Source organism: Alkalimarinus alittae (genome assembly GCF_026016465.1).
Taxonomy (GTDB): domain Bacteria; phylum Pseudomonadota; class Gammaproteobacteria; order Pseudomonadales; family Oleiphilaceae; genus Alkalimarinus; species Alkalimarinus alittae.
On sequence record NZ_CP100390.1, the window covers coordinates 4015215 to 4038700 of the forward strand.

At 44.2% G+C, this 23486-nt stretch carries 22 protein-coding genes; 14 read left to right on the forward strand and 8 right to left on the reverse strand.

All coding sequences use genetic code 11. From position 1 onward, the window contains the following. Positions 1-12: 12 nt before the first annotated feature. Entirely contained in the window at positions 13-1047 is a 1035-nt protein-coding gene (locus NKI27_RS18150; protein ID WP_265047422.1) for a type IV pilus twitching motility protein PilT, read from the reverse strand. A 128-nt stretch (positions 1048-1175) separates the two neighbouring features. On the opposite strand from NKI27_RS18150, the gene NKI27_RS18155 reads away from it, so the two are divergent. From NKI27_RS18155 to NKI27_RS18200, 10 genes are all read left to right on the forward strand, one after another. After that, the gene (locus NKI27_RS18155) at positions 1176-1964 is read left to right on the forward strand and encodes a YggS family pyridoxal phosphate-dependent enzyme (protein WP_320109436.1); all 789 of its coding nucleotides are present in this window, start codon (positions 1176-1178) and stop codon (positions 1962-1964) included. Between the two features lie 68 nt (positions 1965-2032). Next, positions 2033-2863 carry a pyrroline-5-carboxylate reductase gene (gene proC / locus NKI27_RS18160; protein WP_265047423.1) on the forward strand — a complete coding sequence of 277 codons (831 nt, stop codon included), beginning with the start codon at positions 2033-2035 and terminating at the stop codon, positions 2861-2863. Between the two features lie 88 nt (positions 2864-2951). Further along, on the forward strand, positions 2952-3539 hold the full coding sequence (locus tag NKI27_RS18165; RefSeq protein ID WP_265047424.1) for a YggT family protein: 588 nt from the start codon (positions 2952-2954) through the stop codon (positions 3537-3539). Between the two features lie 315 nt (positions 3540-3854). After that, a complete protein-coding gene (locus tag NKI27_RS18170) occupies positions 3855-5819 on the forward strand; it encodes a dynamin family protein (protein ID WP_265047425.1) in 1965 nt (654 codons plus the stop codon). A 191-nt stretch (positions 5820-6010) separates the two neighbouring features. Next, positions 6011-7153: a homoserine O-succinyltransferase MetX gene (metX, locus tag NKI27_RS18175; RefSeq protein WP_265047426.1), complete on the forward strand. Its 1143-nt coding sequence runs from the start codon at positions 6011-6013 to the stop codon at positions 7151-7153. A gap of 2 nt (positions 7154-7155) precedes the next feature. Next, positions 7156-7749: a methionine biosynthesis protein MetW gene (metW, locus tag NKI27_RS18180; RefSeq protein ID WP_265047427.1), complete on the forward strand. Its 594-nt coding sequence runs from the start codon at positions 7156-7158 to the stop codon at positions 7747-7749. 29 nt (positions 7750-7778) lie between these two features. Further along, positions 7779-8300, forward strand: coding sequence for a DUF4426 domain-containing protein (locus NKI27_RS18185; RefSeq protein ID WP_265047428.1), 522 nt, complete (start codon positions 7779-7781; stop codon positions 8298-8300). Between the two features lie 28 nt (positions 8301-8328). After that, positions 8329-8934, forward strand: coding sequence for an XTP/dITP diphosphatase (locus NKI27_RS18190; protein ID WP_265047429.1), 606 nt, complete (start codon positions 8329-8331; stop codon positions 8932-8934). A 13-nt stretch (positions 8935-8947) separates the two neighbouring features. After that, on the forward strand, positions 8948-10093 hold the full coding sequence (gene hemW, locus NKI27_RS18195; protein WP_265047430.1) for a radical SAM family heme chaperone HemW: 1146 nt from the start codon (positions 8948-8950) through the stop codon (positions 10091-10093). A 116-nt stretch (positions 10094-10209) separates the two neighbouring features. After that, positions 10210-11841, forward strand: coding sequence for a tetratricopeptide repeat-containing response regulator (locus NKI27_RS18200; RefSeq protein WP_265047431.1), 1632 nt, complete (start codon positions 10210-10212; stop codon positions 11839-11841). On the opposite strand, the gene trmB is transcribed toward NKI27_RS18200, so the two are convergent. Beyond that, positions 11834-12532 carry a tRNA (guanosine(46)-N7)-methyltransferase TrmB gene (gene trmB / locus NKI27_RS18205; protein ID WP_265047432.1) on the reverse strand — a complete coding sequence of 233 codons (699 nt, stop codon included), beginning with the start codon at positions 12530-12532 and terminating at the stop codon, positions 11834-11836. The two genes, NKI27_RS18200 and trmB, sit on opposite strands and share 8 nt — an antisense overlap. Positions 12533-12865: 333 nt before the next feature. Between trmB and NKI27_RS18210 the strand changes: the two genes are divergently transcribed. Next, complete coding sequence (locus NKI27_RS18210; RefSeq protein ID WP_265047433.1) at positions 12866-13342, forward strand: nucleoside deaminase; 477 nt, start codon at positions 12866-12868, stop codon at positions 13340-13342. Positions 13343-13511: 169 nt separating this feature from the next. Here the strand turns inward: NKI27_RS18210 and NKI27_RS18215 are convergent, their stop codons facing one another. Together NKI27_RS18215 and NKI27_RS18220 are read right to left on the reverse strand one after the other, a co-directional pair. After that, the gene (locus tag NKI27_RS18215) at positions 13512-15020 is read right to left on the reverse strand and encodes a YifB family Mg chelatase-like AAA ATPase (protein ID WP_265047434.1); all 1509 of its coding nucleotides are present in this window, start codon (positions 15018-15020) and stop codon (positions 13512-13514) included. Positions 15021-15129: 109 nt separating this feature from the next. After that, entirely contained in the window at positions 15130-15435 is a 306-nt protein-coding gene (locus NKI27_RS18220) for an accessory factor UbiK family protein (protein WP_265047435.1), read from the reverse strand. A gap of 375 nt (positions 15436-15810) precedes the next feature. Here NKI27_RS18220 and glnK point away from each other — a divergent pair, with 375 nt between their 5' ends. Together glnK and NKI27_RS18230 are read left to right on the forward strand one after the other, a co-directional pair. Beyond that, the gene (glnK, locus tag NKI27_RS18225) at positions 15811-16149 is read left to right on the forward strand and encodes a P-II family nitrogen regulator (protein ID WP_265047436.1); all 339 of its coding nucleotides are present in this window, start codon (positions 15811-15813) and stop codon (positions 16147-16149) included. A gap of 64 nt (positions 16150-16213) precedes the next feature. Beyond that, on the forward strand, positions 16214-17494 hold the full coding sequence (locus NKI27_RS18230) for an ammonium transporter (protein WP_265047437.1): 1281 nt from the start codon (positions 16214-16216) through the stop codon (positions 17492-17494). 101 nt (positions 17495-17595) lie between these two features. Here the strand turns inward: NKI27_RS18230 and speE are convergent, their stop codons facing one another. Next, positions 17596-18462, reverse strand: a complete 867-nt coding sequence (gene speE, locus NKI27_RS18235) for a polyamine aminopropyltransferase (protein ID WP_406802636.1) — start codon at positions 18460-18462, stop codon at positions 17596-17598. A 211-nt stretch (positions 18463-18673) separates the two neighbouring features. Between speE and speA the strand changes: the two genes are divergently transcribed. After that, a complete protein-coding gene (gene speA / locus NKI27_RS18240; RefSeq protein WP_265047438.1) occupies positions 18674-20572 on the forward strand; it encodes a biosynthetic arginine decarboxylase in 1899 nt (632 codons plus the stop codon). Positions 20573-20606: 34 nt separating this feature from the next. Here speA and NKI27_RS18245 read toward each other — a convergent pair whose 3' ends face one another. The 3 genes from NKI27_RS18245 to NKI27_RS18255 all read right to left on the reverse strand — a co-directional run bounded on the left by NKI27_RS18245 (position 20607) and on the right by NKI27_RS18255 (position 23345). Further along, positions 20607-21350 (reverse strand): glutathione S-transferase family protein, encoded by a 744-nt coding sequence (locus NKI27_RS18245; RefSeq protein ID WP_265047439.1) that lies wholly within the window; start codon positions 21348-21350, stop codon positions 20607-20609. 110 nt (positions 21351-21460) lie between these two features. Then, positions 21461-22531 (reverse strand): AraC family transcriptional regulator, encoded by a 1071-nt coding sequence (locus NKI27_RS18250; protein WP_265047440.1) that lies wholly within the window; start codon positions 22529-22531, stop codon positions 21461-21463. A gap of 199 nt (positions 22532-22730) precedes the next feature. Continuing rightward, a complete protein-coding gene (locus tag NKI27_RS18255; protein ID WP_265047441.1) occupies positions 22731-23345 on the reverse strand; it encodes a histidine phosphatase family protein in 615 nt (204 codons plus the stop codon). Positions 23346-23486: the final 141 nt, after the last annotated feature.

Here is a 23486-nt window from a genome sequence, read left to right on the forward strand (position 1 = left end):
GTCTGCATCAGATTAAAAGTTCTCAGGCATTTTAGCTTTTTCACGTGCTGCTTCGCGGGAAATAATACCTTTCTGAAGCAGGTTGGTTAAGCACTGATCGAGTGTCTGCATACCCAACTGTGCACCTGTTTGTATTGCAGAATACATCTGAGCGACTTTGTCTTCTCGAATCAAGTTTCTGATCGCCGGGGTACCAATCATGATTTCATGCGCGGCGACTCGGCCTCCGCCCACTTTCTTCATTAACGTTTGTGATATTACGGCCTGCAATGACTCGGATAACATCGACCGAACCATCGCCTTTTCATTGGCGGGGAATACATCAACCACACGGTCAATTGTTTTTGCTGCAGAGGTGGTGTGCAAGGTACCAAATACTAAGTGACCCGTTTCTGCTGCCGTCAATGCAAGACGAATGGTTTCAAGGTCTCGAAGCTCGCCCACCAGAATGATATCGGGATCTTCACGAAGCGCTGAACGAAGGGCTTCGTTAAACCCTAGCGTGTCACGGTGCACTTCTCGCTGGTTAACCAAACACTTCTTACTCTCGTGAACAAATTCTATCGGGTCTTCAATGGTCAGAATGTGGTCATAGCGATTATCATTAATAAAATCGACCATCGCTGCAAGGGTCGTTGATTTACCCGAACCGGTTGGCCCTGTGACTAACACAAGCCCACGAGGTACCGCAGCAACATCTTTAAATACCTGCCCCATACCCAAATCTTCCATGGTTAAGACCTTGGACGGGATGGTACGAAATACCGCGCCAGCACCACGATTTTGGTTGAATGCGTTAACACGGAATCGAGCAACACCAGGAACCTCAAACGAGAAATCTGTTTCTAGGAATTCTTCAAAGTCCTTTCGCTGTTTGTCGTTCATGATGTCATAAATCAGTGCATGCACTTCTTTATGTTCCATCGCTGGTAAGTTGATGCGGCGTACATCCCCATCAACACGAATCATTGGAGGAAGCCCAGCCGAGAGGTGTAAATCAGAGGCGCCTTGTTTGGCAGAAAACGCTAATAGTTCCGTAATATCCATGAATATCCCCGATGGATTTATAATACTTAATTATAAGTTTGAAGGTCGTAATCGATAGTATTGTATTGAGTATAGAAGAGTTATTTGCTCAAATGCCCTTAGGTTCTAATAAATTAAGCGAATTTACAATGTTAACTCTGCTGAATAAGCCTGTAAGCGGCTATCAGCTCAACGATTCTCACCCTATCTCATTGAATAACATAATGATCAGCATAGCAGACAACGTAAAAAACGTAAGCCAGCGCATACAAAAAGCAACAAAATTAGCCTCTAGGGATGAAAAAAGTGTTCAGTTGCTGGCTGTAAGCAAAACACGAGGCCCAGAAGAGCTCAAAATGGCGATTCAATCAGGCTTAACTCAGTTTGGCGAGAACTATCTTCAAGAAGCCCTGGTTAAGATAGAAGCATTACAAGAATTTCCGCTTGTTTGGCATTTCATAGGGCCGATTCAATCCAATAAAACCCGTGCTATTGCTGAACATTTTGACTGGGTACACAGTGTAGACCGACTAAAAGTAGCCCAGCGGCTTAGTACACAGCGCCCTAGCCATAAAGAGCCACTTAATGTCTGCATTCAAGTTAACATCAATGACGAAAACGCCAAGTCAGGCATTCCTCTCAGTGAAATAGATGCGCTAAGTGAGGCTATTTCGAAACTGCCTAACCTTGAGTTAAAGGGGTTAATGACGATACCGGCATCATCTCAAAGCGAGAGCGACCTACGAAATAGTTTCAAGCAGATGTCAGCGGCATTTGAGCGTTTAAAACAACGACACCCCAGTGTCGATACACTATCGATGGGCATGTCGGGTGATATAGAAATAGCCATAGAAGAAGGCTCTACACTGGTAAGGGTTGGCACGGCGCTTTTTGGCGCTAGAGCTATCCCTACTGAAAAAAATACAGAAAATAACTGACATAACCTTGTATTTCGCACAGACAAGACTCATTTAAAAAAACAATGACAGCACAACTGGAGATTTAAGTGGACAAGAAACCCCATATCGTTTTTATCGGCGCAGGAAACATGGCCAGCAGCATCATTGGCGGCCTCGTAGCAAGCGGCTACCCTGCTTCGCTTATCTCCGCCAGCGCCCCCAGCCAAGAACACTTAGATGCGTTATCGACAAAATATCAGATCAATACCACGCAAAACAACCACTCAGTAGCAGCTGAAGCGGACATCTTAGTATTAGCTGTTAAGCCTCAGATTTTACAAGCCGTTTGTACAGATCTAGCCTCACCTTTAAACGATAAAAACCCGCTGATTATTTCAATTGCCGCGGGAGTCGAAACACCCCATATAGAACAATGGCTAGGCAAGACATTGCCCATTATTCGATGCATGCCGAACACCCCAGCGCTCGTTTCTCAAGGCGCTTCAGGCCTATTCGCAAACGCCCAAGTGAGTGCAGAACAACGACAGCAAGCAGACGAGATATTTCAGTCCATCGGCGTTACCCAATGGATCACCCTAGAAGACCAAATGCACGGAATTACAGCACTGTCTGGTAGCGGGCCTGCGTATTTTTTCTTGATGATGGAAGCGTTAGAAGACGCCGCAGTAAAAACCGGCATCCCTCGAGAAACCGCTCGAAAGCTTGGCATTCAAACCGTATTAGGTGCCGCGGAAATGGCAAAGCAAAGCGAGCTTGAACCTGCACAGTTAAAACGCAATGTAATGTCGCCTGGCGGCACGACAGAGCGAGCGATTCAGAGCTTTGAAGATGGCGGCATACGCGCTATTTTTGCTACTGCCGTGAGTGCCGCAGCTAATCGCTCAAAAGAGCTTGCGGAACTTTTAGGAAAGCAATAATGTATTGTGTCGTTTAGTGCGAAGCATATGATTACTGTCTTAAGATGATTCGCTTCGCTAATAAAACAGCCTACACCGGAGTTAAATAATGGATTCTCTTTTTTCTGAGATTGGCCTAATGTTCATCAACCTGATTTTTGGCCTATATCTATTGCTAATACTGTTACGCTTTCTATTTCAATTAGTTCGCGCCGACTTCTACAACCCTATCTCTCAGTTTATTTTAAAAGCCACTAACCCGTTGCTAATGCCCATTAGACGAGTGGTGCCAGGCATTAGAAGCGTCGACACCTCTAGCCTCATACTCGCCTTAGCAGTACAAATGCTTGGCGCGTTATTAGCTATTCTAATCGCAGGGGACGCCATTGACCCGATCAAACTCGTCCTGTGGTCAGTCCTTCTCATCGCCAATCTGATCCTTCAGATCTATTTCTTCAGCCTGATCATTACGGTCATCGTGAGCTGGATTGCACCACAAAGCCAAAACCCTGCTATTGCCTTAATACATCAGCTACTAGCACCGGTTACTAACCCTATTCGCAAGATGCTTCCCGATATGGGCGGCATTGATATCTCACCGATTTTTTTATTTTTCGCCATCATGGTACTTAAGAAAATCCTATTATCGTTTATGGCAGCCTCTTACCTTCCAATGACATTAGCGATGTTCATCTAATACGCGCCAACCATTCGGTGTGTATCTTTTTAAGATACGCACTGAAAATTATCCTTATATTCAAAAAACATCTTAAATAACAACTTTTTACATAAAACAACATCTTTCAATTATAAACGCACAATAGTGCTAAGTAACTGAATACTATAATATTAACCATCGATCCGCCTCCCCATGTCGGTTCCTTCAAACGAATACAACGCTCATTTCTCATATTTGCCCCAAGACTATTTCAAAAACTCTTTCTATAATCATGAGATAGCAACACTCAGTTCAATTAATGAACAGGTTAATTCAATTTTCGGGGATTCAAGCATGAGTACAGGCAGCCTTTCACACCAGGTAGAAGCCTATTATGGTTGGAAAAATAATTTAATTCGTGAGCTAGCTAGATACCAAGACTGGCTTCAGAGCAACGAACTCTATTCGGGCGACATTGAAAATCGTCTTAATAGAGGCATTAAATTGCTTAAAGAGGATGAACTCACGCTAGCCTTTGTAGGCGAGTACTCCCGCGGAAAAACCGAACTGATTAATGCACTCTTTTTCTCAGAGTTTGGGCAGCGTATGTTGCCGTCTCAGGCGGGGCGTACCACCATGTGCCCTACCGAAGTATTTTATGACCGAGAAAGCGGCACTAACTATTTATCGTTATTGCCCATCGAAACCCGTAAAGAAGAATCAACCCTTGCACAGTTAGCCAAGCAGCCTGAAAAATGGACGACCATCAAGCTGGATATGTCATCTCCGGCCGCGATGAAGCTTAACCTTGATGAAGTGGCAAAAACACACAGCGTCAGCGTTGAAGAAGCTAAGCGTCTTGGGTTTCACGAAAGTATGCTTGATCACGACCCGCTCAATAGTGATAAGGTTATTATCCCTGCTTGGCGTCACGCAAAAATCAGCATGAAAAACCCGCTACTAGAACGCGGACTACGAATACTCGACACACCTGGTCTAAACGCACTGGGCTCTGAGCCAGAACTCACCATTAGCATGATCCCAAACGCGCATGCCGTAATTTTTCTTTTAAGTGCAGACACGGGCGTTACTGCAAGCGACCTGACCATTTGGAAAGACTACATTACCACCGACAATGCTGACCACAGCGCAGGTCGATTTGCAGTATTAAACAAAATTGATGTTCTTTGGGATGACCTCCAAGGTGAAGAATACGTACAGCAGTCGATCAAGAAAGTTCAACAATACACCGCCGACCACCTTGGCATGCCCGTTAACGATGTACTCCCGTTATCAGCTAAACAAGCATTAATTGGCAAAGTGAAAGGCAACCCTGAGCTTTACGAAAAAAGCGCGCTTCCTCAATTAGAAAAACTCATCAGCGAACGTATTCTTGCTGAAAAAGAGCAACTTATTACCAAAACGCTGCTTAATGACATCTTGGGTATGCTACAGAATAGCCAAGCGATATTATCGGCTCGCGTGCAGGCATTATCAGACCAGTTAGAAGAGTATAAAGATAAAGGCGTTAGCAAAGAGCTGATGCAAAACCTGACTGAAAAAACTCAAAAAGATTACGATTTTTATTACAAAAAGCTGATAACCCTACGCTCAAGCCGGCGACTAATGAAATCTCAGGGCGAAATCCTTCAAAACCTAGTATCTGAAGAGCGACTAGAAGAAAGAGTTCAAAAAACCCGCGACAACATGAAAGATAGTTGGACCACCATCGGTATGAACCGTGAAATGGGCAAGCTTTTCGATTTCATTGACCATGATCTTAACAACTTATCCAGCGAAGCTAGGTTGGCAGAGAAAATGGTACTGTCTATTTACAAGCGGTACACCACAGATACTCGCGCACAGCACTTGCATCCTAAGCCTTTTGCAACTGCCAAACATGTTCGGGCATTACGAGAGTTAAAGAAAAAAGCCACCAGTTTCCGTCGAGACCCTCGTAATATCATGACGGAACAGACGCTACTGATAAAACGCTTCTTCGATACCTTAGTAGGCGAGGCAAGGCTGATTCACAACCGAATATTGAACGAAACCATCACATGGCCAGATGAAGCATTGCTTCCGATCATGCAATATACGTTAGAACAGAAACAGCTTCTTGAGCATCAAATTCGACGAATAAAAGCGCTATCACGCAACAATAAAGATGCTCGCTCTCAGCGTGAACAACTCAAGACAATGATTAATGAAAATCAAAAACAATTAATGATTGCTGAGAGTATTCAGCGACACATTCGAAAACCTGCACCCTTACAGTTGCAACAAAAAGTAGTCAAACTAGCAGGTTACGCGGGATAGCTAAGCATTAATGACACGCTGTGTTGGCGTCACTAGCTCGATACGGACGTTGGTAGCCTCGGCATTTGTCGGGTTAAAAACCGACGTCCAGAAGAGATTCTACCCATCACTGGGCACTTTCCCCTTGCCTCTTACAACGGCTTAGCTTTACACTGCCCTTCCACTGTTATTAACACATTCAGTAAGAGCCAATGCCCGAAACACTCCCGATAGATTCAGTCGGTCTGGTGACTCCCCAGACGTTACATTTTGACCAGCCGCTAACACTTCAGTGTGGCAAGGTGCTGCCCGAGTATGATCTTGTTTATGAGACGTACGGTGAGCTTAATAGCACTGCCAGCAACGCAATCCTTATTTGCCATGCGTTGAGTGGGCACCACCATGCAGCAGGTTACCACTCAGCGTCGGAAAAAAAGCCTGGCTGGTGGGATAGTTGTATTGGCCCCGGTAAGCCAATTGATACTTCTCGCTTCTTTGTCGTTAGCCTTAACAACTTAGGCGGCTGTCATGGCAGCACTGGGCCGACCAGTATCAACCCGCTCACAAATACCCAGTATGGCCCTGATTTTCCGGTTGTTACCGTTAAAGATTGGATAATTAGCCAAGCTCGCCTAGCTGACAAATTAGGCATCACCACTTGGGCAGCCGTTATCGGCGGAAGCCTAGGCGGTATGCAAGCATTACAATGGTCTATTGATTACCCTGAGCGCATCAAAAATGCGGTCATTATTGCTTCAACACCCAAGCTCACGGCACAAAATATCGCCTTTAATGAAGTCGCTCGAAAAGCCATCACGTCTGACCCGGCTTTTCATGATGGACGTTATTTTGAGCATGACACGATTCCTCAGAAAGGACTCATGCTTGCGCGAATGGTCGGCCATATTACCTACCTTTCCGATGCAGCTATGGGCGAGAAGTTTGGTCGAGACATGCGCAATAAAGCCTTTAAGTTTGGCTATGATGTAGAGTTTGAAGTCGAAAGTTACCTGAATTACCAAGGTGAACGTTTTTCTGAAAACTTTGATGCGAATACGTATCTGCTCATGACCCGCGCATTGGACTATTTTGACCCGGCTAAAGAATACGATGGACTACTAGAGAACGCCCTTAAAAAAGCCCTCTGTAAGTTTATGGTAATCTCATTCAGTACAGACTGGCGTTTTTCGCCTGAGCGTTCAGAAATTTTGGTTGATGAACTCATTAAAGCCGATAAACACGTTAGCTACACTGAAATTGACGCCCCTCATGGGCATGATGCATTCCTGATACCGACACCTCGATATATGGATGTATTTAGCGCTTTCATGAACCGTGTAGCCAAGGAAATTTAATAATGCGTGCTGATTTAAAAATAATCGAACAATGGGTCAAACCCGAATCACATGTACTTGATGTAGGCTGCGGTGACGGTACACTGCTGCAGCACCTTCAAGAAAACAAACAAGTAAAAGGCTACGGACTCGAGATTAGCGGGACCAACATCACTAGCTGTATAGACAAAGGCGTTAACGTACTAGAACAAAACGTAGACGTTAAAGGGCTATCCAACTTTGAGGATAACCGTTTCGATACCGTTATTATGACACAAGCTCTTCAAGCCCTTCGCCAACCGGATATCATGCTCGATGAAATGCTTCGCTTAGGTAAAGAGTGTATTGTGACGTTCCCTAACTTTGCCTACTGGAGAACACGGTTTTATCTATTACGCAAAGGCAGAATGCCAATGTCCAAAGCATTGCCCTATACTTGGTATAACACGCCCAATATTCATTTATGTACCTTTAAAGACTTTGAGGCGCTATGTGTTCAAAAGAACATTCATATTCTTGACCGAACAGTGGTAGATAAAGAGCATCAAGACCGTTGGTTTATTCATATGTGGCCTAATATGCTAGGGGAAATCGCAATATACCGCGTCACCCGTTAACACCCGCAATCTACAACCTAGGAGGCGCAATGTTTACTTCACTCTCGACTCACCCATCTAAACTACAAGACCTGAATCTAATGATTATGTTTACGCTACGTCGTTCTTTTAACGTTTTTGCAATACTAATTTCGTTATTGTTACTCGCAAGCCAATCGGTATATGCCGAACAAAAAGAAAGCTTCGGTAATTACGAAGTTCACTATAGCGCCTTTGCCAGTACGTTTTTGACCCCAGAAGTTGCCAAACAATATGACATCGTTCGTAGTCGAGCCGTTGGGGTGATTAATATCAGTGTACTGAAAAAAACAGATTCAGGCTCATTTGAGCCCGTTGCAGCACATGTTGAAGGTGTCATGGCCAATGACATTCAACAGCAAAAACACTTAGGGTTTCGAAGAATAAAAGAAGGGAAAGCCATCTACTTTATTTCTGAAGTTCAGTATATGGAAGGTGAGGTGCTGTCATTTAATATCTCAGCAACACCCGAAGGCCAACAACAGCCATTAAAAATGCGGTTTAGCCAGACCTTCTATAACGAAAAGAAATAATTGATTCAGTAACGGGGAAGCAACAGCAATGAAAGTGGTTCTGGCAAGCGGTAACAAAGGCAAACTAAACGAGTTTAATCAACTTTTAGCCCCCTTAGATATCGAAGTAATTCCGCAATCTGAGTTTAACGTTACGTCAGTTGAAGAAACAGGGCTCACCTTTATTGAGAATGCGATACTTAAAGCCCGATACGCAAGCAAAATGTCTGGGTTACCCGCCATTGCGGATGACTCAGGCCTAGAAGTCGATGCCTTACTCGGCTTACCCGGCATTTATTCCGCTCGTTACGCCGGTGAAGATTGCAACGATGCAGCGAATAACGAGAAACTACTACGAGAACTAACAGGCATTAAACCAGAAAACCGCACAGCTAGATTCCAATGCGTTTTAGTCTATCTCGAACACCCTGCAGACCCTACACCTATTGTGTGCCAAGGTAGTTGGGAAGGCATCATTCTTGAAGCCCCTGCTGGCGATCAAGGTTTTGGTTATGATCCTTTATTTTGGGTCCCTTCAAAGCAGTGTGCATCAGCCGAACTTGATCGCGAAGAGAAAAACCGTCTTAGCCATAGAGGGAAGGCTTTGGGTAAGCTAATCAATAAGCTGACAGACGCACACCGCTTATCTAAATAGAAGATACATTGCCATGCTTCAGCTAACTGAACTGCCACCACTTAGCCTGTATATCCATACGCCTTGGTGTATTCGAAAGTGCCCCTACTGTGATTTTAATTCTCACACGAGTAAACAGATACCCGAAGCGGCCTACCTCAAAGCCCTTCTTAACGACTTTGATAGTGAGCTCCCTTACATTCAAGGGCGGCCACTACGCTCTATATTTATAGGTGGCGGAACACCTAGCCTGCTATCACCTACATTTTATCGTTCATTGCTTGAGTACATTAACGCTAAAATAGACTGGGCTGAGGATATTGAAATCACTATGGAAGCCAATCCAGGCACAGTCGAGCAAAAAAGTTTTGCCGGATACCGCGAAGCAGGTATTAACCGACTTTCACTAGGCGTTCAAAGCTTTGATGATAAAAAGCTAGAGGCACTGGGCAGAATACACGGGGGCACCGAAGCGCAGACAGCGATCAATATTGCCCGTCAAAGTGGTTTCGACAATTTTAATTTAGACCTTATGCACGGCCTACCCGGTCAGTCAGAGCAACAAGCATTGCTAGACCTTGAGACTGCGTTATCGTTTAAGCCGCCTCATTTATCTTGGTATCAATTAACGATCGAACCTAATACTGAGTTCTACAGTAGGCCTCCCACACTGCCAGAAGACGATGACCTATGGCAAATTCAAGAAGCAGGCCAGGCACTGCTTAAGCGCCACCACTTAATCCAGTATGAAGTGTCGGCTTATGCAACCAAAGGCCATCAAGCCAAGCACAACTTAAACTACTGGCGCTTTGGTGACTACTTAGGGATTGGTGCAGGCGCTCACGGAAAAGTAACCACCCTAGATCCATCAGGGTCTACCATTATGCGCTATCAAAAGACCCGTCAACCCGAGGCTTATCTCAATAGAATCGACAACTATAAAGCATCAAATCAGATACTCGCAGCTGAGGACTTGCCGCTAGAATTTCTGATGAATGTCATGCGCCTTAACGAAGGTGTTTCTGAATCACTCTATACTGAATCTACCGGGCTATCGCTTCAATCATTAGAGCCCGCACTCTCTCAAGCCCGATTGGATAAATTAATTGAGCCAAGTCGATTAAAAGCGACAGAGAAAGGCCACCTTTTCCTAAATCAGCTGCTAGACCGATTCTTATAGCCCTCAGTTCAATTTGGGCTATCACTCGCTAACTATTCTCGTTATAAAAAAAACAAGCTATAGTAAAAGTCGGTTCTCATAATTTTGCATATCGCAGTAAAGGAATAGCCTCCCCCATGTATTTCAGGGAATATACTCAAACCCGATTCTTAATCATTGATAGCAATATCAAATTACGCATGATTATGGAGGAGTATTTAAAGTCATATGGTGCTTGGTTTATTGACTTTGCTGCAGATGGCGTCGACGCAGTAGAAAAGTGCAAAAATGGAGTTTTCGATGTCGTGCTTTGTGACTATAACCTCGGCCCTAAAAATGGTCAGCAAGTACTAGAAGAACTCAGGCATAAAAAATACCTTAAGCACGCCTCTCTTTTTGTCATGATGTCTGCGGACACCACTAAAGACATGGTGTTAGGCGCTATAGAGTATCAGCCTGACGCATATATTAGTAAACCCATCACCCGAGACTCACTAAAGCAACGCCTTGATAGCTTATTAATCGACTCAGAAGCCCTCTATGAGATCAAATATTCAATGGACTGTGATGAAGTTGATGAGGCCATATACCTTTGCGAACAGAAAATTCGAAAGCGCAGCAAATATGCTAGCTGGTGCCACAAAACAAAAGCCTCCCTATTCTTACAAACTGAGCGCTTCAAGGAAGCAAAAGACGTATATAACGAGGTGCTTCAAACCCGCCCTTTGTTATGGGCAAAAATAGGGTTGGCTAAAGTCGCTATAGAAGAAAAGCAATACACTACCGCAGAACCTATTTTAGAAGGCATTATTGAGCATAACCCACTCTGTCTTATCGCTTACGACCTGCTTGCAGACATACAAATAAAGACAAAACGCAAAAAAGCAGCGCAAGAGACTCTGTTTGAAGCTGTTGCTCGCTCCCCAAGGGCGATCCAGCGACACATTAAGTTGGGCGAGCTATGCATAGAAAACCAAGATTATGAAATAGCGACAGAAGCATTCAGAAATGCGACAGAACACGGTGAGCAATCGATCTATCAAAATGCAAATAACTACCTAAACTTCGCTCGCTGCCTTAACGAAACCTCTGTAGCCCTTACCCCTCCTTTACGAGACAGCCGCTCAGAAGAAGCATTAGGCGCAATTGGTACCGCTCAAGAACGCTTTGGCGAAGAAGAGGCCGTCAACTTTCAATCTAATATGATCAAAGCACGTATCCATAAAACCTGTGAGCGAACCGAACAAGCCGAACAAGCCCTGACAGAAGCACAAGATGTCTACTTAATGATTGCAGCAGAACTCCCGCCCGAAATGGCAATGGAGTACGCCCAAACATTATTTAACCTAGATAAAGAAAATGATGCCGAAATGGTACTGAATCATTTATCCGCCTTACATAGCAATAATGCAGAGGTCATGCACAAAATTGATGCATTAAGAGATGAACCTGTCTCGTGGCAAAACCGAACCAAAGCAGCCGAACTTAATAAAGCGGGAATACAACATGTTGAAGCGGGTAATCATCGGGAAGCGATTGCGGTCTTTCGTGATGCGTTAACCTACTCGCCTAAACACCCTGCGCTAAACTTGAACATGACTCAAGTATTGTTAAAGTTGATTCCGACAGAGCAAAATAACAACGGCAGCATCAAGCTGTGTCAACAATGCTTGGCTAACGCCAGTCACATCAAAAGCGATCACAAGCAGTTTAAGCGTTACGAGTTTCTTAAAGCTAAGCTTGCAAAACTCGTAGCTAAAACTAGTTAACTCGCTTAAACACTAAATCCCAAACACCATGCCCCAAACGCTCACCACGACGCTCAAACTTAGTCGTGGGACGATAATCTGGGCGTGGTGTATACTGTCCCTTACCAGAAATATTCTCATACCCTTCTGCCGCTGACATGACTTCCATCATATGCTCGGCATAGTTTTCCCAGTCCGTCGCCATGTGAAAAGTGCCACCCACTTTTAACTTTTGACGAATCTTCTGAGCAAAGTCCGGTTGGACTAATCGACGTTTATGATGGCGAGACTTGTGCCACGGATCAGGGAAGTATAGCTGCACTCGGTCTAGGGACGCATCAGGAATGCAATGAGCCAGTACATCGTTCGCATCTTCACAAAAGAGTCGAATGTTATCTAATGACATTTCATCCATCGAGCACAAAATTGCCCCAACACCCGGCCGATGAACCTCAACACCAATGAACCCAGCGTTTGGATTTTTAGCTGCCATCTCGGCTAACGAATCACCCATGCCAAAGCCAATTTCTAGTATCGTTTCAGAATGCTCGCCAAATAAATCATCATAATGCAGCATTCCATTCTCTACGGCACAACCTCTTTTAGACCATAACTGATCCCACCCTTTTTGTTGCCTTAGGGTCATACGGGCACCACGAATAACAAAGCTTCGTATTGGGCGGTGATGGCGCTTTGTTTCTGTATCAGTCATAAGGTTCTCTTCGGCTACTTATATAGGTAATGATCATTCAGCATGGTTAGTCATTAACGCCCGCGCATAATAAAAGTGGGACGAAAATTAATCAAGTTGTTAGGGTATAAATGCCAACAAAACCGAATAAGATCAAAAACCGTAGCCGTGATGCCGTGCAGGGGAGTCAAGGAAACCCACTACACCGAAGCCTCAAATAACCCAATCCTGACTACAGTCGTGCCTCCTTTCATCAAGGCTACAAGTACTGGTGTATGGTTAACGGTTATTTTCGACTTTACTTTTGCTTCATGCTTAAATCATTAAAACCTCCAAAGACAAATAGGTGTCGACATGGAACAACACCATATTGAGCTCATTAGACAAGCCATACAACTAGCGCAACACAATATAAAACACGCTCTTGGCGGCCCGTTTGGTGCCATTATTGCCAAAGATGGTGTTGAAATAGCGTCTGGCTGCAATAGCGTTACTACTGGCAATGACCCTACCGCTCATGCCGAGATAATGGCTATTCGCAGCGCTTGCCAAACGCTCAACACCTGGGACCTTAAAGGCTACGAGTTATATACCAGCTGCGAACCATGCCCGATGTGCCTAGGTGCCGCTTATTGGGCAGGTGTTAGCAAAATATGGTTTTCTGCAAATAGAGAGGACGCCAGCCTAGTGGGTTTTGATGATAGCGATATGTACCGGGAGCTCTCAAAGCCTATTGAGCAACGAACAATGAAAATGTCTGCACTTATTCCGGATGAAGGCCGAGCACTACTAGAACAGTGGCTTAAAAAACCTGACAGAGTTGAATACTAAGTCATTTCACAAGAGTTAACAGTTTATGTGCATTATTTAACCAACTAAAGCAGTGAATAGGTTTATAATCCCTAATAGAATCACTGATAAACATCATGGTTCGTCTTCCTTTAAGACCCCTTTAAAGCCACTTGAATTTTCAAGCGGCTTTTTTTATTTTCAGCCGTTTTTATGTTGCCTTTCGATCAAGTTTTCTATATCCCAACGCCTCAGTGATATGCTGCATCGAAACCACCTCGGCCTGCTGAAGGTCTGCGATGGTTCTCGCCACCCTTAGCACCCGATGAAATGCTCTGGCGGATAACCCTAAGCGATTCATGGCATTCTCAAGCAGCGATCGAGATTGGTCATTCAATTTGCATACCTCTTCTAGCTCGGTTCCAGATAGCTCACGGTTTGCCTTGCCTGAACGGTGGAATTGAATATCTCGGGCAATTAACACCCGCTTTCTAACCGTTTCACTACTTTCGGTATTCAAAGACTTCGCAATTAATACATCGGCCGCTTGCGCAGGTACTTCTACGTGCATGTCAAAACGATCTAACAAAGGCCCAGAGAGTTTTTGCCGGTACTTGATCACCTGCTGTGGCGTATCGGTGCACTCAATACTCGGATGCCCATGATAGCCGCAAGGACATGGATTCATTGCAGCAACCAACTGAAACCTAGCCGGAAACGTTATCTGAGAAGCAGCCCTCGAAATAGCAATATGGCCACTTTCTAGCGGCTCTCGCAGCACTTCAAGTACCTTACGGCTATATTCTGGCAACTCATCGAGAAAGAGAACGCCATTATGAGCCAGCGAAATTTCGCCCGGTTTAGGTGAACTTCCTCCGCCCACCAAGGCAACAGCTGAAGCAGTATGATGAGGTGTTCTAAACGGACGCCGTCCCCAACTCGCAAAATCAACCGGCTGGCCACCAATGGAGTGAATGGCCGCAACTTCTAAGGCTTCACTTTCGGTTAAACCAGGCAAAATACCGGGTAAGCGAGACGCCAGCATGCTTTTACCGGTACCCGGTGGGCCATAAAATAACAGGTTAAGGCTAGCAGCCGCAGCAATTTCTAAGGCGCGCCTTGCCAGAAATTGCCCTTTTACCTCGAGTAAATCAGGTATCACCCCATCATTCTGACGAGTTTGGTCGAATGCCAGTTCGGGCAGCAAACTATCGCCCTTAATATCTGAGCAGACTTGTAATAAGTGATCTGCGGCCAACATTCGAGTAGAACGGCACAGCGACGCTTCTTCGCTATTTTGTGAAGGCACATAAAGTGTTCGCCCTTCTTTACCACAAGCCATTGCAGCAGGCAGACACCCCTTTACCGAACGAACATCACCCGTTAACGCCAATTCACCGATAAACTCTCTACTCACCAACGGTTCTGCTGGCAGCTGATGAGATGCCGCCAAAATACCAAGCGCGATCGCTAAATCATAGCGACCTCCTTCTTTCGGCAAGTCTGCAGGGGCTAAATTGATAGTGATTCTTCTATTGGGGAATTCAAAGCCAGAGTTAATGAGCGCACTTCTAACTCGATCTTTACTTTCTTTAACGGCGGTTTCAGGTAACCCAACAATAGAGAGGCTCGGTAGGCCATTTGAGATATGAGTCTCGACCGTCACCAAGGGTGAACTGACACCCACGCGGGCGCGACTATAGATAATTGAAAGTGACATAGCATTCCTTGCTAATATTCCATCCTATCGAGGTTATCAACCCTGTTGTTAGACCGACGTAGGAGGATGTTCCAGTTTAGTGCGTTAGTGAACGCACCTTATTTTTTCACTACTTATCAGCAAACGTCTTTTCTAGCTCGCTAACTTGTTTTTCTAATGTTTCTAACATAGCACGTGTTCTATGAAGTACCGCTTGCTGTGTTTCGAACTCTTCGCGAGTCACGAGGTCAAGTTTACTCAAGACACTGCTTACGACCATTTTTACATGGTTATGCAGGTCATCTTGTGCAGACTTAGCGACATCAGGAATAAACTGCCCTACCTGTTCATGAATAGAGCTTAAAATTTGTTGTGGGGTTAACATAAACGGCCCTTCCTTATCATCCAGTTTGGTAAACGTGCTGTATTTCAGCATTTATCGACCATTCTAACATGCTTAATATGATCCACTAAATTAATCTGTCGCGCTTTACACTTCTATAACGCACCATTATGAAGCATTGGGCTTACTTGCGAATTATTAGCGCACTAGATCAGTTCGCATTCACTAACAATGCGTTATAATTGAGCCAACAATATCAAAAAAACCCAAGCAAAGGCTGCTATCTTACTGTTTTTAAAGTTATTTATATCATTGGCATAGCTAATGCTATTACTACGTACAATCCGCACGGTTACTTATTTATATGCGGCCCATTCAGGGCACTATAAAAAGTACAGTGTGCGTAGTCATAGTTTTGCTTAACCGATTCAATAACTAAAAATTTCGGCGGCTCTAAAGGAGAACCAAATGAAACTCGTAACTGCCATTATAAAACCATTTAAACTCGATGACGTGCGTGAAGCATTGTCTGAAATTGGCGTGCAAGGAATTACCGTAACAGAAGTCAAAGGCTTCGGTCGTCAAAAAGGCCACACAGAGCTTTACCGAGGTGCTGAGTACGTTGTGGACTTTCTACCTAAAGTAAAAGTTGAAATCGCTATTGCGACTGATTTACTTGATCAGGTTATCGAAGCCATTACGAAAGCCGCTAACACTGGAAAAATCGGCGATGGCAAGATCTTTGTTACAACGCTTGAGCAAGTTATTCGTATACGTACCGGCGAAACGGGTGCAGACGCAGTTTAATCGCGACGACGTTATACACACTTCAGTTTAATCATTAAATAAGCCTAGTGCGGAGGGCTTAATTATGGAAAACCAAATTTTCCAATTGCAATATGCAATGGACACGTTCTACTTTCTCGTTTGTGGTGCTTTGGTCATGTGGATGGCCGCAGGGTTTGCGATGCTCGAAGCCGGCCTTGTACGCTCTAAAAACACCACTGAAATCTTAACTAAAAACGTCGCGCTTTTCGCGATTTCTTGCACCATGTACATGATTTGCGGTTACGCCATTATGTATCAAGGTGGCGCCGAGTTATTCTTCTTGAGCGGAATCGAAGCTGATGGTGTAGCAGGCGCTGAAGAAGCGGCGAGCTATGCTCCTGCAGCAGATTTCTTCTTCCAGGTTGTATTTGTTGCCACGGCGATGTCTATTGTTTCAGGTGCGGTTGCTGAGCGCATGAAATTATGGGCTTTCCTCGCATTTGCGGTTGTTATGACGGCATTCATCTACCCTATGGAAGGTAGCTGGACCTGGGGTGGAGAGTCAGTTTTCGGTCTATTCAGCCTATCTGAGCTAACTGAAAACGTAATCGTTGATGGCGAGATGACCTACTATGCGTTCACTGATTTCGCAGGGTCTGGTATCGTTCACTTAGCCGGTGCTGCAGCCGCATTAGCAGGCGTTCTTTTACTTGGCGCACGTAAAGGAAAATACGGGGCCAATGGCCAGATTAATGCGATACCTGGTGCAAACTTGCCAATGGCGACCTTGGGTACATTTATTCTTTGGTTAGGCTGGTTTGGCTTTAACGGTGGGTCTGTATTGGCACTCGCCAGTGTAGAAAGCGCTAATGCAGTAGCCGTCGTATTTATGAATACTAACGCAGCCGCAGCCGGTGGTGCTATGGCCGCTCTAATCACTGCACGCTTATTGTTTGGAAAAGCTGATTTAACCATGCTGTTAAACGGTGCATTAGCGGGCTTAGTTTCTATTACTGCAGGCCCTGATACACCTACAGCCCTTTCAGCTACGGTTATCGGTGCTATCGGTGGTATTCTGGTTGTATTTAGCATCATCACCTTAGATAAACTAAAAATTGATGACCCTGTCGGTGCGATCTCTGTTCACGGTGTAGCCGGTCTATTTGGTGTAATGGTTGTTCCCTTTACCAATGAAGGAACCTCTTTTGCAGCTCAGGCCATCGGCGCAGCAACCATCTTCGTATGGGTATTTGGTGCTTCATTGATCGTTTGGGCCATTCTTAAGGCCGTCATCGGAATTCGCGTCAGCGAAGAAGAAGAGTACGAGGGCGTTGACCTTGCTGAATGTGGTATGGAAGCTTACCCTGAATTTAGCAGCAAATAGTTAAGAGATAGTTAAGTCGTAAACAGTAAAAAAGGCGCTTTAAAAGCGCCTTTTTTTCGTTTGAATATTTAAACAATATTCAGTCTCATAGACTTATATATTTAGTCTATGTCGAGGTCTGCCTTCATAAACTCAGGCACAGCTAACGCTCCACGGTGAATATCTTTATTGTAATAGCGCGTCGCAAAAGGCTTCTGCTGAGCATCTTCTTCTCTAAAAACGGTCAGTGGCTTTTGCTTGCTCGCCATCGTCGCACTCCACCAACCAGTAGGATAAACAGGCTGAGGGAAAGGAAGTGTATGAACATGATCAAAGCCGGCATCTTTCATATCATTATGCGCTGTTTTAATGATCGTTTTACTGTGTAAAAGGGGTGATTCACTCTGTTGAACCAAAATGCCGCCTTCTTTCAACGCCAACATGCAGTTACGATAAAAGTCTACCGCAAATAGCCCTTCAGCAGGACCAACGGGGTCTGTCGAGTCAACAATAATGACATCAACCGTACCAGGCACTACATCAGCCATCCACTGAATACCATCACCAAAAAAGAAATTGGCTCTTGGATCTTGGTTAGACGAGCAAAGGTCGGGGAAATAACGCTCAGCCATACGCGTAACCAACTCATCAATCTCTACCTGCCAGGCTTCTTTAACCGTCGGATGCTTAAGCACTTCTTTTAATGTGCCGCAATCGCCGCCCCCAATAACCACTACTTTTTCTGGGTTCGCATGTGTAAACAATGCGGGGTGAGTCATCATTTCATGATAGAGAAAGTTGTCTCGCTCAGTGAGCATGACACAACCATCAATGACCATGAGATTACCAAACGTCTCGGTTGAGTAAATTTCTATATGCTGATATTCACTCTTCTCATCATGAAGTTTTTCGCTTACTTTTAAAGAAAACGCGGTTCCTTCATTCTGAAATTCTTCTGTAAACCACTCTGATGGTAAATTGTTCATCATTTGGTTCTCCTGGCTCACCAAAAGTTGTTTAATTATTAGGGCTGTTAAGGCGTGCTATTCTAATCTCAATCGTCTTGGCTAGCTACTATTGTTGAAGCAAAATTAAAGGTTCATTGGCGCATAACTAAACGATGATTAGATTTTAGTTTCCATCTATAATTCGCCAACTATAATCATTGCATAGATTACGATTCTACGATTAAGGACACTAATGAAAGAAACCATCCGCGGCAAGTACAGCCTTCCTTACTGGAGTGAAGGTTATGTCGATGTAGATCAACAAGGTGAAGTGGTCATTAAACCCCATCGCCACAATGATAGCCTGCAAATCAACTTGAAGAAATTGGTTGAACGGTTAAAACAGCATCAGCTACAAACCCCCATCCTGATTCGCTTTAATGAAATCCTACACGATAGGGTTAACAGTGTTTGTGATGCGTTTAATCAGGTGGCCGAGCAACAAAAGTATCAAGGAAACTACACCATTGTTTACCCGATCAAGGTAAACCAACAACGTCGCGTAGTTGAAGAAATTATTCGTTCTGAACCTGCAGCTAGCCGAAACCAAGTAGGTCTTGAAGCGGGTAGTAAGCCTGAGTTAATGGCCGTACTGGCGCTCTCTAAAAAGCCCGGCTCTACCATTGTTTGTAATGGCTACAAAGACCGTGAGTACATCCGCCTAGCGTTAATCGGCCAAAAACTGGGGCATAAGGTATTTATAGTCGTTGAGAAAAGGTCTGAACTAACACTGATTCTCGAAGAAGCCAAGAACCTTAACGTTAAGCCGCTAATCGGACTAAGAGCTAGATTATCGACCATCGGCAAAGGAAAGTGGCAAAATACTGGAGGCGAAAAGTCTAAATTTGGCCTGTCCGCTCGCCAAATTCTCGATGTCCTAGCGACGCTGAAAGAAAACAACTCACTTGATTCGCTACAACTACTGCACTTTCACCTTGGCTCTCAAATAGCCAACATTCGTGATATTCAAACAGGCCTTGGTGAATGCGCTCGCTTTTACAGTCAATTAAGAGAAATGGGGGCCCCCATTACGACGGTTGATGTCGGAGGCGGTCTAGGTGTCGACTATGAAGGTACTCGATCACGCAGCAGCTGCTCTATTAACTACAGCATTGCCGAATATGCTTACAATGTTATTCATACATTTAAAGAAGAGTGTGAAAACACGGGGCTTCCTCACCCGAATATCATTAGCGAGTCAGGTAGAGCGCTAACCGCTCATCACGCAGTTTTAGTGGCAGACGTGATTGATGTTGAATCACCTGAGTATGACCGCTTAGAAGAACCAGAAGATGAGGCCCCTACGCCACTAAAAGACTTATGGAACGATTATAAAACCCTTACCTTGGCGAACAGTAAGCGATCTATACTGGAAATTTATCACGATGCTTGCCATGCGATTACAGACGTTCATAGCATGTTTGCTCATGGCATTTTAACGTTACAGCAACGCGCTCAAGCGGAACAAATCTATATCGCAACGTGCACACTAGTGCGTCAGCTTTTACGGCATGAAAACAAAGCCCACCAAGAGATATTAGATGAACTCAATGAAAAGCTCGCAGATAAGCTGTTTGTAAATTTCTCATTGTTCCAATCGCTGCCCGACGTATGGGGGATCAATCAGATATTCCCTATTTTACCCCTTGAAGGCCTTAACCAAGCCGACGAAACCCGTGTAGTTATTCAGGATATCACCTGCGACTCAGACGGTAGAATTGACCAATATGTTGATGAAGAAGGCATTGAAACAACATTGCCATTGCCGCCGTACCCTAAAGAGGGCCCATTTATGCTGGGCTTCTTTTTAACCGGAGCCTACCAAGAAATTCTGGGGGATATGCATAATTTATTTGGCGATACAGATTCTGTGGATATTGCTATCGGAGATGATAACGAAGTCATTATTCAGCACCCGATTAAAGGGGATACGGTGGATAAAGTACTACGGTATGTCAACTTTGATCCGAGTACACTGCTGCATGCCTACCAACAGCAACTGACCAATAGCGACATTTCAGCTAATGAGAAATCAAACTTATTGCAAGAGCTGGAACAGGGGTTAAGTGGCTACACTTACTTAGAAGACTAAACGCTTTTCTGCTAGGCAATAACAACAGAGCGCACTAGCGCTCTGTTAACCAAGCCTCTTCACTTTCATCTTGTCTAAAAAATTCTGGAAATAACTGCGCGCCCATACGCTCGTTATATGCCCTTATGTTTTTGCATTTATTCAAATAGTCCTTCATAGGGCTGCGTAATGGCACTTCTAAAATATTACATAAATACGCATATAGTGTTGCATCGACAGTAGAGGGTTGATCGCCCATTAAATAAGGCTTATCTGCCAGAAAGTCTGTCAGCGCTTTAAGGTCTTGATTAGCGCGTTCATAAACTTCATCACGACTATGACGCCCCATTCCATGGCCATCGAGTTCGCTCTTAATATTTTTCTGCGCTACAGCAGGTACAATACCTTTAAGCACTACAGGTAATGTGGAAAAAAGAGCCTCTTTGGTTTTAACCCAGTTATCATCGACCCACCGATTATAGAGTAACGCCCAGTACAAGTGTTCATCTAACATTCTTTCGAATGCCAACGCTACGGCCCGTTCAGACAGAGTGAGGTGATCATCGATTTGAATACTATGTTTCTTCTTCAAATAATCGATGATCATTGACGTATCAGCAACAACGATCTCATCATCTTTAATAAAGGGGAGCTTTCCTTTAGGACCTTTACGGGGGTCTGCAACCTCTCGAATATCATATTTAATGTCGACCATTCTGAGCCAAGCTTCTAGCTTTAAGCAAAATGGGCTCATATTGGGGATACCCAATAACCGAGGGTACTGATAAACCGTAATCATTTAAATAAACATCCGCAGTATTAACGTTATAAGAACCTTAAACATAGCACGATTTTAGTAATTTTAAATATTAGCGATGGCGTGAGAAAAGGCGCACAAAAAAAGGCATACTAACTCGTCTCTTTCCTAAAGAGACTAGGTGATTTTTCTGTCCACTTTCTAAAAGCTCGGCCAAAATTAGAAGGGTCGCTGTAGCCCAGTTCATAAGCAATCTCATCGACTGACTTATCCGTATTTTGCAGTAGTTCTATAGCTCTTTTTTTGCGAATTTGTGAAAGCAGATCCTGAAAACTGGTGCCAAAAGCCTGTAACTGACGACGAAGTGTACGAGACGTCATGTGAAGCCCTTCGGATACTTCTTCCATCGAAGGGATGCGGTCAGGGTCAGCTTGTAAACTTCGCCTAACTTTTGCCACAATAAAGCCTTTATCATCAACGGCCTTTAATTGTTTTTCGCATGTCTCTTCTGCTAGTCGTCTAGCCACTGAGTTTGCCAATACCATTGGGAGCGTTAAAAACTGCTTCTCAAACCGAAGTTGATTGGCCGGCGAGTTGAAGGAGATCATCTTTTTTAATTTATCCGCCGAAAACTCCGACGCTGAACGGTTGTCCCCCACAAAGAAACTAAAATACTGATGAACATAACGAGGGGGAGAATAGCTGACCCGACAACTACCCGTCTTGGCTAACGTTGGACCAAATAAGAATTTGCTAACATCAAGAATTGAAACAAACAGCGCTTCTATTAAGAATGCTTTAAACTCTCCTTGCCCCAAGTTTTCATCTAATTGAATGACAGCATCATTATCATCAATAAAAAATGACAGCTCAATAAAGGCAAAGCGAGTGCGGTAATACTTTATAATTGAAGAAATAGCTTCACTCAGATTATCGCTACTGATTGAAGCCTGCCCCAAGGCACCATGGGTGGTAAATTTTAATCGGGATCCATAATGAAGCCCAAGCGAAGGGTCTTGGGTTAAGGCGAGCGCATTCGTGACCAAGGCCTTAAACTGTTCAAAGTTTAACGTCGCTTCTGGATTACGTAAGACCTTTTCTCGTATGCCTGTATTTTCAAGTAGCGCTTCAGGATTAGCCCCTTTATCTATCGCTAACTCATACAGAATCTCGCCATAGTGGGCAAGTAGTATAGCGTCTTCGGCCTGATACACTGACTTCATCAAAGTAACCTTTAAACTGCACATAAAACAGATTTATCTTACATTAAGTGAGCTCAATAAAAAAATAAGCGCCTACTTCATAAACTATTTAAATATGCCAAATCAAAATAAAGTAATTACTCTAATTTAAGCCGTTTTTTTAGAGTAAACCAACTAACTTCTAGAATAGCGGTCATTTAACGGTATGTAAGCCCCACTCTCATAAGCGGGGTTGATGAAACACCAAGTTAGAGGTAGCGGGAAAATCATCAAAATGCGTGACTCGAATTCTGCTAACGTTGGCATAGGGCACTTCTATGCGCCACAGTGCGTTTAGCGGCATTTCTAAGATCTGATTAATAATAGACCTGATAACGCCCCCATGACAGACCAACAGTATGTGTTGCCCTTGGCTTTCAGCTAACAGTTCTCGCCAACAACCAGATACACGCTGTATAAATGCATCAAGTGTTTCGCCCTCTGGAGGAGAAAACTGAGTGGGGTCACGCCAGTAGGCTTCTAGCTCTCCAGGATATGCATCAATAATTTGTTCAGGACTCATCCCTTCCCAAAGACCAAATCCGATTTCCTGAAAGCCTGCGACTTCTGTATAAGCCATTCCTCGTTTTTCAGCGAGCTGCGAAGCAAATTCGGCGCACCGTTTAAGTGGTGAGCTCACAACTTTATGCCACGGGCGATGATCACCTACAGATGCATGCATTTGACCCCAACCCTCTTCGGTCAGCGGATCATCTTGGCTCCCCCTTAATAATCGCCCTCCCACCGGCTCACCATGACGTAGCAAGTCGATAATCGTTTCTTTATAAGTACTCATTACTGCTCAACCATTTATCTGGGAGTTTTGTACGATTCAAAATAAGGCATTCTTTTGTAGATCAGGCTTCTCTAGTGAGCCTACAATAAGTAAATAGCCTATTGTTCTGCTTTCGTGACAATACTCTATCATTTACTGAGT